13 protein-coding genes are annotated in these 11,280 nt (G+C 61.5%); 2 read left to right on the plus strand and 11 right to left on the minus strand.

Going from position 1 to position 11,280, the window contains the following annotated elements:
• Positions 1-30 precede the first annotated feature (30 nt).
• Together AB5Y99_RS04090 and folE are read right to left on the minus strand one after the other, a co-directional pair.
• A complete protein-coding gene (locus AB5Y99_RS04090) occupies positions 31-1,686 on the minus strand; it encodes a methyl-accepting chemotaxis protein (protein ID WP_323917477.1) in 1,656 nt (551 codons plus the stop codon).
• 411 nt (positions 1,687-2,097) lie between these two features.
• Complete coding sequence (folE, locus tag AB5Y99_RS04095) at positions 2,098-2,754, minus strand: GTP cyclohydrolase I FolE (RefSeq protein WP_005334419.1); 657 nt, start codon at positions 2,752-2,754, stop codon at positions 2,098-2,100.
• 309 nt (positions 2,755-3,063) lie between these two features.
• Here folE and moeA point away from each other — a divergent pair, with 309 nt between their 5' ends.
• Positions 3,064-4,290: a molybdopterin molybdotransferase MoeA gene (gene moeA, locus AB5Y99_RS04100; protein WP_304520981.1), complete on the plus strand. Its 1,227-nt coding sequence runs from the start codon at positions 3,064-3,066 to the stop codon at positions 4,288-4,290.
• On the plus strand, positions 4,287-5,042 hold the full coding sequence (gene moeB, locus AB5Y99_RS04105; protein WP_368208769.1) for a molybdopterin-synthase adenylyltransferase MoeB: 756 nt from the start codon (positions 4,287-4,289) through the stop codon (positions 5,040-5,042). Before moeA ends, moeB begins: the two co-directional genes overlap by 4 nt.
• Before the next feature lie 71 nt (positions 5,043-5,113).
• On the opposite strand, the gene AB5Y99_RS04110 is transcribed toward moeB, so the two are convergent.
• The 9 genes from AB5Y99_RS04110 to AB5Y99_RS04150 form a co-directional block, all read right to left on the minus strand.
• Positions 5,114-5,890, minus strand: a complete 777-nt coding sequence (locus AB5Y99_RS04110) for an alpha/beta fold hydrolase (protein ID WP_005344135.1) — start codon at positions 5,888-5,890, stop codon at positions 5,114-5,116.
• Between the two features lie 85 nt (positions 5,891-5,975).
• Positions 5,976-7,076, minus strand: a complete 1,101-nt coding sequence (modC, locus tag AB5Y99_RS04115) for a molybdenum ABC transporter ATP-binding protein (protein WP_368208772.1) — start codon at positions 7,074-7,076, stop codon at positions 5,976-5,978.
• A complete protein-coding gene (gene modB / locus AB5Y99_RS04120) occupies positions 7,073-7,753 on the minus strand; it encodes a molybdate ABC transporter permease subunit (RefSeq protein WP_005353447.1) in 681 nt (226 codons plus the stop codon). The genes modC and modB overlap by 4 nt, the downstream gene beginning before the upstream one ends.
• A 111-nt stretch (positions 7,754-7,864) precedes the next feature.
• On the minus strand, positions 7,865-8,593 hold the full coding sequence (gene modA, locus AB5Y99_RS04125) for a molybdate ABC transporter substrate-binding protein (RefSeq protein WP_368208774.1): 729 nt from the start codon (positions 8,591-8,593) through the stop codon (positions 7,865-7,867).
• A gap of 87 nt (positions 8,594-8,680) precedes the next feature.
• Positions 8,681-9,154 (minus strand): molybdopterin synthase catalytic subunit MoaE, encoded by a 474-nt coding sequence (gene moaE / locus AB5Y99_RS04130; protein ID WP_368208776.1) that lies wholly within the window; start codon positions 9,152-9,154, stop codon positions 8,681-8,683.
• 2 nt (positions 9,155-9,156) lie between these two features.
• Positions 9,157-9,402, minus strand: a complete 246-nt coding sequence (gene moaD, locus AB5Y99_RS04135) for a molybdopterin synthase sulfur carrier subunit (protein WP_005353453.1) — start codon at positions 9,400-9,402, stop codon at positions 9,157-9,159.
• On the minus strand, positions 9,399-9,923 hold the full coding sequence (gene moaC / locus AB5Y99_RS04140) for a cyclic pyranopterin monophosphate synthase MoaC (RefSeq protein WP_110302479.1): 525 nt from the start codon (positions 9,921-9,923) through the stop codon (positions 9,399-9,401). Before moaC ends, moaD begins: the two co-directional genes overlap by 4 nt.
• Positions 9,924-9,932: 9 nt before the next feature.
• A complete protein-coding gene (moaB, locus tag AB5Y99_RS04145) occupies positions 9,933-10,439 on the minus strand; it encodes a molybdenum cofactor biosynthesis protein B (RefSeq protein WP_005344126.1) in 507 nt (168 codons plus the stop codon).
• 242 nt (positions 10,440-10,681) lie between these two features.
• Entirely contained in the window at positions 10,682-11,272 is a 591-nt protein-coding gene (locus AB5Y99_RS04150; RefSeq protein ID WP_005353459.1) for a cytochrome c3 family protein, read from the minus strand.
• Positions 11,273-11,280 lie beyond the last annotated feature (8 nt).

An 11,280-nucleotide genomic window follows, 5' to 3' on the forward strand; every position in this document is an offset into this window, starting at 1 on the left:
CGGGGCCTTCTGTTATCCATGCATCAACCCTTAGAGGGTGAAGCGCTGGGTCATATGGTGCAGGGTGTTGGCCAGCTTGCTCAGCTCGACGCAAGCCTGGGCGATCTGATGAGCGCCCTGGGCATTCTCGTCAGCGGCATTGTGAATGTTGACGATGCTGCGGTTGAGCTCTTCGGTCACCGCGTTCTGCTCTTCGGTGGCGGTGGCGATCAGGGTGTTCATGTCAGTGATGCGCACCACGGCACCGTTGATGGTCTCGATACTGGTACCGGCATCCCGCGCCAGACCTACACTCTCCTGCATCTGGTGACGACTCAGCTGCATGGCGTTGCCAGCCTCGGCGGCGCGGCTCTGCAACAGTTCGATCATCTTGCTGATCTCGGCGGTGGAGTCCTGGGTACGCTGGGCTAGGGAGCGCACTTCATCCGCAACGACCGCAAAACCACGACCCTGCTCACCGGCACGGGCCGCTTCGATGGCGGCGTTAAGGGCCAGCAGGTTGGTCTGACCGGCGATATCGCGGATCACATCCAGCACCACGCTGATGTTGGCGCTGTCGGCCTCCAGCTGCTGCACCACTGTGCCCGCCTGTTCAATCTTGACCGACACCTCTTCGATGCTGGCAATGGAGCTGCGTACCACTTCGCTGCCGGCAGCAGAGGTGCGGGAGGCATCCTTGGCGGCGCTCATGGCATCCGTGGTGTTGCGGGCCACTTCGTTGACGGTGGACTGCATCTCGTTCATGGCGGTCGCCACCTGGGACACTTCGTTCTGCTGGATAGCCATGCCGCTGGCGGACTGGCTGGAGATGGCGCTCACCTCCTCCACTGCGCTGCTGAGTTGGCTCACGGAGCCGGCGATCTCGCTCACCAGATCGGAGAGGGAGCCCTGCATCCGGTTGATGGCGGAGCCCAGCTGACCCAGTTCATCACGGTTGAAACGGTTGTCACGGATCCACTGCTGCAGTTCGCCCTGACCCAGATCGCCATTGGCAATACGTTGGGCCTGACGGGCCAGCATGATCAGCGGGTCGCGAATTTGGCGGGTCAGTACCACGGAGAGCACCACCACAAGGATCAGACCGATCACCAGCGCGATGGTGACACTCAGATTGGCGGATTGATAAGAGTCGACAATGTCGCTGCGGGATTCAGACGCATAACCATGGTTAATCTGGATAAGGGAGGCCACTGACTTGCTCAGCGCGGTGTAAAGGGGAACTCCCTCCTCAAGGAAGATGCGTTGGGCTTCGGCAAGCTGATCGCTGTCTTGCAGCTGTTTGACTCGCTGGTGCAGGGCGACGTAACGATCCCAGTCAGATTTCACCGTATCGAAGGTACGGCGCTCCGCCACATCTTCAGGCCAGATCGTCTTGTCATGGGCAATCAGCTGCTGCGCGATCGAGTTAAGCTGTTGACTGGCAATATTCCGATATTCAGCCCTTTTCAGCGGCTCGGCAGCCACCACGAAATAACCCAGCTCATAACGACGCAACTCACCGAGAGAATCCCCGATCGCGCTGGTGCGATTGACCGCTGGCAAGATGCTGTCGGTAAACCGGATGGCAACATCATTCATGTTGCCAAACTGGACAAGGGCAAAACCGCCGATAAAGGCGACCATCAAACCGAGCACGGCAAAGCCGGCGGTGAGTTTTTTACCTATGGTCATGGTACTGGTATTCATGGGATATCCTGGTGGTCGTTAAATTCGTAGCACTCGTCCGGTTCACGCCCTCCTGGCATGAACTATCTGGCCACCTGTTCAGTGGCGCACCATCCAACCTTGATGAATATCTCTGAATTCCATGAGCGGCAGCGAGAGCCGTGAGGGGGCGCTAGAGTAACCGGATTGTGATGGTTCGGAAAGAGTCTGTCCGGTTACTTTTTGTAAGGTGAAAACGAGGGATTTATCGTACTCGATTAAATATACCGCTCAGATGAATAAATCGAAAAAATGCATAACGTTTGCATAAGGCAAGCCGCGCGGGTCAAGCCGTTGCAGGCCGCCACTCTCATCCGGAACCAATGAAAAACGCCAGCAATAGCTGCTGGCGTCTCGTTTATTCAGCGTGGCGGTTACAAAACAACCACCATCTTATCCGCGCAGGCCACCGAGAAACTCGGCCCGGGTATCGGGCTGGGTCTTGAACACACCGCCGAGGGAGGTGGTGGTGGTATAGGAAGTGGAGTCCATCACTCCGCGTGCCTTGACGCAGTAGTGGGTCGCCTTGATGCTGATAGCCACATCCTTGGTACCGAGCAGGGTCTGCAGCGCCAGCAGGATCTGCTGGGTCAGCCGCTCCTGCACCTGGGGACGGCGGGCAAAGAACTGCACGATGCGGTTGATCTTCGACAGGCCAATTACCTTGCCACGAGGGATATAGGCCACATGGGCCATGCCGTCGATGGTGACGAAGTGGTGCTCGCAGGTGCTGGTGAGGCTGATGTCCCGCACCATGATCATCTCGTCCACCTGCATCTTGTTCTCGATCACTGTCACCTTGGGGAAGGTGGAATAATCGAGGCCGGAGAAGATCTCGTTGACGTACATCTTGGCGATGCGATGCGGCGTCTCGGCCAGACTGTCATCGGTCAGATCCAGCCCCAGCGTCTCCATGATGGAGCGCATATGGCCTTCAATCTTCTCCCGCTTCTGCTGGCTGTTCAGCTCGTTGGTGACCAGGGGAGTTTCCAGTCCCTGGGCTTCGAGGGCAGCCCTGACCAGCAAGGCTTCCGGACTTAAGGTTGTCATTATCTTCTCTCCCACGCTCAGGGACTGTGAGGGCAGCTCAAGGAGCAACCCCTTATGTTATTGCGGCGTACAGGGCCGACGGTATCGCTGTAATGGTCGCCACTCGGGATGTGACGGCCATCTGTTATGGCGGCATAGTAAACGGCCATTGCCGCCAAGATTCAAGTCAACTTGTGCGTCACCTCATACTTTATGGCCATCTCACCCCGTTTCAGCGCCGATTACCCCGAGATTCCCTTGAGATAACCTGCCCATCCCCGGGGATTTTTGTGATAATCCCGCCTTCAATCATAGAAAGAGGTCATGACGATGGGATTTGATACCAGCGGACTACTCCCCTTAAGCGATGCCCTGCAAGGGATGCTGGAACAACTCGCCTGCTGCTGCGACAGCGAGCAGCAGCCCCTGCCAGAGGCCCTTGGCCGGGTTCTTGCCAGCGACATCGCCTCTCCCCTCGCCGTGCCCCCCTTCGACAACTCCGCCATGGACGGTTATGCTGTACGCCTTGCGGATCTCGCCAGCGGCACCCCGCTCATCATGGCGGGCAAGGCGTTTGCCGGTCAGCCCTATCAGGGCGAGTGGCCCGCTGGCCATTGCGTGCGGATCATGACAGGCGCCCCGGTACCGGCCGGTACGGATGCAGTGGTGATGCAGGAAGAAACGCAGGCCGACGGCGATCGGATCACTTTTCTGGCACAACCCGAACCGGGCCAGAATATCCGCCGCGCCGGCAGCGATATCGGCAAGGGCGCCTGCGTGCTGCCAGCCGGTACTCGCCTCACCCCGCGCGAAATGCCGCTGCTGGCCTCCCTCGGCGTGGCTACCGTGCCGGTACGCCGCCCGCTGAAAGTGGCCATCTTCAGCACCGGTGACGAGCTCAAGCCGGTTGGTACCCCGCTGGCCCACGGCGATATCTATGACTCCAACCGCTACGGCGTGCGGGCCATGCTGGCGCGCATGGGCTGCGACTGCCTCGACCTTGGCATCATCCCGGACGATCCCGCCCAGCTGCGCGCCGCCTTTATCCGCGCAGACGAAGAGGCCGATGTACTCATCACCACCGGCGGCGTCTCGGTGGGGGAAGCGGACTTCACCAAACAACTGCTGGACGAGCTCGGCGAGATTGGCTTCTGGAAGCTGGCCATCAAGCCGGGCAAGCCATTTGCCTTCGGCCGCCTGCCCCGCGCCTGGTTCTTCGGCCTGCCGGGCAACCCGGTCTCCGCCATGGTCACCTTCGATCAGCTGGTGCAACCGGCGCTGGCCAAGCTGGCGGGCCAACGCTTCGAGCGCCCGCTTCAGCTGCAAGCCATTGCGGCCGAACCACTCAAAAAGAGCCCCGGCCGACTCGACTTCCAGCGCGGCATCATGAGCCAAGGGCCAAACGGCCTCGAGGTGCGCAGCACCGGCTCGCAGGACTCCGCCGTGTTCAGCTCCCTGTCGCAAGCCAACTGCTACATCGTTCTTGAACGGGAACGGGGCCGCGTAGCCGTGGGCGAGACGGTCACCGTCGAACCATTCGGGGGATTGCTGCTGTGAGCGAGATCCTGAGCGACGCCGAACTACTGCGCTACAACCGCCAGATCATCCTCAAATCCTTCGACTTCGAGGGACAGGAGGCGCTCAAGCAGGCCCGTGTGCTGGTGATCGGTGCCGGTGGCCTTGGTTGCGCCGCCAGCCAGTATCTGGCGGTGGCCGGGGTTGGCCAGCTCACCTTGATCGATTTCGACAAGGTGGAGCTCTCCAATCTGCAGCGTCAGGTGCTGCACAACGATGAGCGCATCGGTCACTACAAAGTAGACTCTGCCGCCCAGTCGCTGCGTGCCCTCACCCCCTGGCTTAACGTGGAGACCCACGCTGCCGTAGCCGATGAGGCGCAGCTCGATGCCTTGCTGCCCCGGCATCAGCTGGTGCTCGACTGCACCGACAACCTGGCCATTCGCAACCTGCTCAACCAAAAGGCACGCCAGCATGGCGTGCCACTGGTCAGCGGCGCCGCCATCCGGCTGGAGGGACAGCTGTGCAGCTTCACCTGGCAGGAAGATGAGCCCTGCTACGCCTGCCTCAGCGCCCTGTTTGGCGAGCAGGCCCTCACCTGTGTCGAGGCGGGAGTGCTCGCCCCCGTGGTGGGTCTGGTGGGCAGCCTGCAGGCACTTGAAGCCATCAAGATCCTGGCCTGCATGGGCAAAAGCTACAGCGGCCGCCTGCTGATGATCGACGGCCTAAGCGGCACTTTCCGCGAGATGAAGCTGCCCAAGCGCCCCGACTGCCCCGTCTGCTCCCATCCTTGACGCAAACGGGATCAAAAAAAGCCGAACCCTGTGGTTCGGCTTTTTGGTACCTGCACCTAACAACCCCTTCCTCAATGGGTCGTGAGGATCCGTTGCAACAGGTGATTAAAGCCCGAGGGATCTTCCGCAGGCCAGGCGTGGTGGCCGTTGGGGGTGTGGATGGTGGCGTTGGGCAGGGCGGCAAACTGCTCTACTCGTTTGGCCAGCGGCAAGTAGTCATGACTGGTGGAGATGATGGCTACCGGCTGCCAGATGGCGCCGAGCCGGGCACGTACCGACCAGCCGGGTAACGCCTCCAGCAGCGCCTTGTAGGTTTTCTTTTTATTGCGCACGAAACGCAGCCGGAAGGTGTGGCGCACCTGCGCCAGATCCGGGCCCGGGAAGAGCTCGCGCCCCAGCCACCAGGCGAGGGGGCGCATGCCAAACCAGCGCAGCCACTTGAGACGCTGGGCGTAACGCTCCTGCTCTTTGGGTGTTTCCAGCAGAAACTCGCTAAAACCATTGACCAGCACCAGCCCCTGCACCTTGTGGGGCAGTTGCAGCGCCAGCTCCAGCGCGACCATGGCCCCGAGCGACAGTCCCACCACCCAGGCGGGTTCTGGCTGTGCATCGAGCCAGTTCACCACATCGGCTGCCAGGGTCGCCACATCGAACGGCCCCTCCTGCATGCTCTGGCCGTGGCCGCGCAAGTCCAGCGCCACCACCCGGTAGTGTTCGGAAAACCGTTCGATCTGCGCCTGCCAGTCGAGGCTGGAGGAGCCCAGCCCATGCAGCAGCAAAAGCAAGGGGCCCTCCCCCGCACTGCGCAGGGCAAGACCATTGAATTTCATCACCTGATTGCGGCGCATCAGTGTATTGCCTCTCGACTCATCACCTGAACCATCTCTTGTTGTTATGTCACCCGTGGTTATCCTGCCACGGCACGGCGCCCAATCAGCCTTCGCTGACCAGACTCACCGCCTTGATATAAGCGTAGATCTGCTGCTCCGGCGCCAGCGCCAGCCGCCTGGCGGAGCGACTGGTGATCCGGGCCAGCAGTATCTGCTCACCCAGCGCCAACTGCAACAGAGTCTGGCCGGGGCGCACCTCGCGCACCGCTAGCAGACGGGTGACGAGACAGTTGGAGAGACTGGAGTGCTCGATAGGTGCTGTGGCAATCACCACATCGCGCCCGGCCACCTTGATCTGCAAGGGGCCACTCTCGTCCGGCACCTGGGTCATGGTGACCCGCAGTTGCTGCTCACCAAGCTGCAGGGTCGCCATCTGCTCCTCTTCATCGTAGTGAGAGAGGGTCGCTGCCAGCATCACCCCGGCATCGTCACGGCTGGCGAGTGACAGGTCGGTTCGGGCGAAAATCTCGCTCGGCCTACCTTGCGCCTCCACCCTGCCACTTTCCAGCAGCACCAGCTGATCGCAGAGCAGGCTCACCTCCTCCATGGCGTGGCTGACGAAGATCATCGGGATGCCGCTCTCCTGCTGCAACCCCTTGAGCACATGGGCCTGATGGATGCGGCTACGCCGATCGAGCGCCGAGAAAGGCTCATCGAGCAGCAGCAGATCGGGTTCGGCCAGCAGCGCCCGCCCCAGCGCCACCCGCTGGCGTTGACCACCAGAGAGGGCATGGGCAGGCTGCCCCAGCAGATCAGCAAAGCCGAGTCGCGCCGCCAGCGCTTCGGGCTGCCAGCGCCCTCGCCCCTTGCGGGCCGCCAGTTGCAGATTGCCGAGCACCGTCAGATGGGGGAAGAGCCGCGAGTCCTGAAACACCAGCCCGATCCGGCGAGCTTCAGGCAGCAGCACGGCGCACTCCCGATCGCGCCACCGCAAGCGATCCCCGTTTTGGCGATCGAGCCCGGCGATAATGCGCAGCAGTGTACTCTTGCCGCAGCCGGAGGGGCCGAACAGGCCGAGGATTCCCCCCAGCTCGAGGGTCAGCGCGCAATCGAGGGTAAAGGGGCCAAACTCGCGCCGGGCATGGAGGTTCAGGGCATGGCGGGGCGGCACGTTCACTGGCGGAATAGTAGCTGGCTGGTTCATCCGAACACTCTCCGCTGTCTACGCTGCAACACACCATAGACCAGCACCAGCATCACCAGCGAGAAGGCCATCAGGCCGCCCGCCAGAATATGGGCGTTCTGATAGTCCATCGCCTCCACATGATCAAACAGGGCGATGGAGAGCACCTGGGTCTCGCCGGGGATATTGCCGCCAATCATCAGCACCACGCCAAACTCCCCCAATGTATGGGCAAAGCCAAGGGCCGCCGCCATCACGAAGCTGGGCAGGGTCATCGGCAAGATGATGTGGAAGAAGCGCTCCAGCGGGCCGAGTCCCAAAGTAGCGGCGGCCTCCAATTCCTTGTTGCCCATGTTGACGAAGGCGGAGGTGAGCGGCTGCACCACGAACGGCAGCGAATAGAGGATGGAGGCAAATAGCAGGCCGAGAAAGCTGAAGGCAAGCGGGGCACCAAAGGTGTCGCGCCACCAGGCGCCGAAGCCATATTCAGGGGAGAAGGCGAGCAGCAGATAAAAACCCAGTACCGTGGGGGGCAGCACCAGCGGCAGCGCCACCAGCGCCTCCACCAGCGGCCGCAGCCGGTTCTGACTGCGCGACAGCCACCAGGCCAGCGGCGGAGCCAGCAACAGCAAAATCGCTGTGGTACTGGCCGCAAGCTTCAGGGTGAGCCAGACCGCCAGCAGATCCCCTTCACTCATTGCCGACCTCCCGGTTGATAAATGCCCCCAACAGCATGGTATCCATCCTTATTGCAAAGAGTGGCCGACCCGAAGGCCGACCACTCAGGGTATCGCATCAGGCCCATCCCCTTATTGGGGCAGGGCATAACCTGCAGCCTTGATCTGCGCCTGACCCGGCCCCTTGAGCCAGGCGACCAGCGCCTCGACCGCGGCGCCTTTCTTCAATACCAGCCCCTGCTGCTCGATGGGGGGATAGAAGCTCGCAGGCACCGCCCAGGCTTCGTCGGTCTTGCCCGCTTCCACCAGATTGGCCCAGGCGACAAAGCCCAGCTCGGCATTGCCGGTGTCGACAAATTGCCAGGTCTGGCCGATGTTGGCACCGGTCAGCAGCCGGTACTGCTTGGGATCGATCTTGAGATGGGTGAGGGTCGCCATGGCGGCAGCACCATAGGGAGCTGTGCGGGCATTGGCGATGGCGAGGTTGCCTTTCCAGCTGCGCAGGGTCGCCTCGTCAGGGGCCGGCCCCCCCTTCTTCCACAGCCCCAGCTGGCCGATGGCGTAGGTGAAGCGATCGCTCCCCTTGCCCTCTTTTTCCAGCTTCTCGGGGGTCGCCGCATCGGCGGAGAGGAAGAGATCGAATGGTGCGCCGTGACTGATCTGGGTGTAGAGCACCCCGGTGGCGGCAGACGAGATGGCCAGGGTGTGGCCGGTCTTGGCGGTGAACTCCTTACCGATACGCTCGATGGTTCCCTTGAAGTTGGCGGCCACGGCCACTTTCACTTCATCAGCCTGCACGGCACCGGTATGCAAGGTGGCGGCGCAGACACCGGCGATGACAACAGATAACAACGGTTTCATTCCCTTTCTCCTGATGGGGCCCGCACATCCGCGCCCCTTGGCGGGGCCGTGGTTCCCGTTGAACCTGCGCCCCTCGTGATGAACAGGTCAGGCTTGCCAGCGGGCAGCGGCGGCGTTGTCGCTCTCCTTGGCCTCGACCCAGCGTTGCACACCCTCGGCAGTCAGCTCTTTTTTCCAAAACGGCGCCCGGGTTTTCAAGAAATCCATGATGAAGTGACAGGCGTCAAAGGCGGCGTCGCGGTGGGCACTGCTCACCGCCACCAGCACGATCTGATCGCCAAGCCACAACTCGCCGATACGATGAATGAGGGTACACTCCTGCAACGGCCAGCGGCGACGGGCCTCCTGCACGATATCGGCCAGCGCCTTCTCGGTCATACCGGGGTAGTGCTCGAGGGCCAGCCCCTTCACCTCCTCCCCCTGATTGAAGTCGCGAACCTTGCCAACAAAAGTGACGATGGCGCCACTGTCGGCGCGGGTGGCGAGGCGGGCATATTCGTCCCCCAGCGAGAAATCCTCCCGCTGCACCACAATGCGATCGGTCATGATTGCCTCGCTCATCCTTAACCTCCGGTCACCGGCGGGAAAAAGGCCACCTCATCGCCATCGTTGATGGGGGTATCGAGGGGCACCAGGGTCTGGTTGACCGCCACCAGCAGCTTGCCTGCTTCCAGCGCCAGCGCCCATTTGTCGCCGCGCTCACAGAGCGCTGCGCGCAGTTGTTCGGCGGTGGCGTAGTCGCAGGGCAGGCTCAGCTCATCGCAGGCCACCAGCTCTCTTACTTGCGCAAAAAACAGTACCTTGATCATGCTTGCTCCCCGCTATTTGACCCCAGCTGAAAATGGCCGGACTTGCCGCCCTTTTTCTCTACCAGCCGCACCTGCTCGATCACCATGTCCTTTTGCACCGCCTTGCACATGTCGTAGATGGTCAGCGCCGCTACCGACGCGGCGGTCAGCGCCTCCATCTCCACCCCGGTCTTGCCGGAGAGCTTGCAGAGAGTGCGGATATGCACCCGATTCTGCTCGGCCAGCGGCACTATCTCCACCTCGACTTTGGTCAAGGCCAGCGGATGGCAGAGTGGGATGAGATCGGAGGTCTTCTTGGCGGCCATGATGCCGGCGATGCGGGCGGTGGCGAACACGTCACCCTTGTGGTGCTGGCCGCTCAGGATCAGCGCCAGCGTCTCGGGGGCCATGGCAACAAACGCCTCGGCGCGGGCTTCGCGCTCGGTCACCTGCTTGTCGGTCACATCCACCATATGGGCTTCGCCGCTCTGGTTCAGATGCGTCAGGTTGGGCTGGGTCTGCTTGGGATCGGTCTGGTTCATCGCTTGCTCTCAGAGGTGGGAGACAAAGTTGCATGGCTTGGTGCGGGCATCGAGCTGATCGCGGATCAGTTGCTCCCAACCCAGCTGGCAAGCGCCGGTGGAGCCGGGCAGACAGCAGATCAGGGTGCGATTGGCGAGTCCCGCCAGCGCACGGCTCTGCATGGCGGAGCCTTTAATCTCGGCAAAAGATAGCTGACGGAACATCTCGCCAAAACCCTGTACGGTGCGCTCGAACAGCACACCAACCGCTTCCGGCACCCGGTTCTGTTCGTTGAAGCCGGTACCGCCGTTAATCAGTACCACCTGCACCCCCTCATCGGCGATCCACTCGCTCACCCGCGCGCGGATGCGAAACAGGTTGTCCGGACAGAGTGCCCGATCGGCCAGCTGATGGCCCGCGTCGGTAAGGGCCGAGACCAGATAGTCGCCCGAGCTGTCATCGGCGGCAGTGCGGCTGTCGGAAACCGTCAGCACGGCGATCTTGAGGGGAATAAATGCGTTGTGTTTCTGTCCCATCGGGCAGCTCCTTGTGGCTATGGGCCGTCAACGAGGCAGGAAGAGAAGGGGTATGAGAGGCCAGTTGTCAGGGCGCAAAAACGGACGCAGACAGAGGTGACCAACTTGCTCAAGCGTGTGACGGCGGGCTGATTCTATCAAAGGTTTCACGAGATATGGGATTTAAAAGACACACAAATCTGATGCTTGTCCCATATATGAACAAAACGCAGGCCGGGCAAACCCGGCCTGTCGTCGCAGGATCAGAACCCTTTCACCCCGGTCATGTCGGGCAGCTGGTGAGCTATCCCCTTGTGACAGTCGATGCAGGTACTTTCACCACTGGCCAGATTGGTAGAGTGCATCTTGGCGGCACGCTGCCCCTGCAGGGAGAAGTCCATGTACTCGAAGTTGTGGCAGTTGCGGCACTCGCGCGAATCTGTCTCTTTCATCCGCTGCCACTCCCGCTCCGCCATCTCGCGTCGGTGCGACTCGAACTTCTCGCGGGTATCCACCTTGCCGGTGATCATGCCCCACAGCTCCTTGGAAGCCTGCACCTTGCGGATGATCTTGTAGGTCCACTCGTGTGGTACATGGCAATCCGGGCAGCTGGCCCGCACGCCGGAGCGGTTTGCGTAGTGGATTGTGTCGCGGTACTCCTCGAACACGTTGTCCTTCATCTCGTGACAGCTGGTGCAGAAGGCCTCGGTGTTGGATGCTTCCATGGCGGTGTTGAAACCACCCCAGAAAATCACGCCACCGAAGAAGCCCATCAGCAGGATGACCCAGAGAGCCGCCTTCGATGGTGACTTGAAGGTGGTCCACAGACGCTGGATAAAGCCGGGTAATTTCATCTATGGAT

It is taken from the genome of Aeromonas sp. R4-2 (genome assembly GCF_040908295.1).
In the GTDB taxonomy this organism is placed as follows: Bacteria; Pseudomonadota; Gammaproteobacteria; order Enterobacterales; family Aeromonadaceae; genus Aeromonas; species Aeromonas veronii.

Bases quoted from the DNA above. Each gene is read 5' to 3' on its own strand.
- AB5Y99_RS04090 (WP_323917477.1), bottom strand. From the start codon at position 1,686: ATGAATACCAGTACCATGACCATAGGTAAAAAACTCACCGCCGGCTTT.
- folE (WP_005334419.1), bottom strand. From the start codon at position 2,754: ATGACAACCTTAAGTCCGGAAGCCTTGCTGGTCAGGGCTGCCCTCGAA.
- moeA (WP_304520981.1), top strand. From the start codon at position 3,064: ATGGGATTTGATACCAGCGGACTACTCCCCTTAAGCGATGCCCTGCAA.
- AB5Y99_RS04110 (WP_005344135.1), bottom strand. From the start codon at position 5,890: ATGCGCCGCAATCAGGTGATGAAATTCAATGGTCTTGCCCTGCGCAGT.
- modC (WP_368208772.1), bottom strand. From the start codon at position 7,076: ATGAACCAGCCAGCTACTATTCCGCCAGTGAACGTGCCGCCCCGCCAT.
- modB (WP_005353447.1), bottom strand. From the start codon at position 7,753: ATGAGTGAAGGGGATCTGCTGGCGGTCTGGCTCACCCTGAAGCTTGCG.
- modA (WP_368208774.1), bottom strand. From the start codon at position 8,593: ATGAAACCGTTGTTATCTGTTGTCATCGCCGGTGTCTGCGCCGCCACC.
- moaE (WP_368208776.1), bottom strand. From the start codon at position 9,154: ATGAGCGAGGCAATCATGACCGATCGCATTGTGGTGCAGCGGGAGGAT.
- moaD (WP_005353453.1), bottom strand. From the start codon at position 9,402: ATGATCAAGGTACTGTTTTTTGCGCAAGTAAGAGAGCTGGTGGCCTGC.
- moaC (WP_110302479.1), bottom strand. From the start codon at position 9,923: ATGAACCAGACCGATCCCAAGCAGACCCAGCCCAACCTGACGCATCTG.
- moaB (WP_005344126.1), bottom strand. From the start codon at position 10,439: ATGGGACAGAAACACAACGCATTTATTCCCCTCAAGATCGCCGTGCTG.
- AB5Y99_RS04150 (WP_005353459.1), bottom strand. From the start codon at position 11,272: ATGAAATTACCCGGCTTTATCCAGCGTCTGTGGACCACCTTCAAGTCA.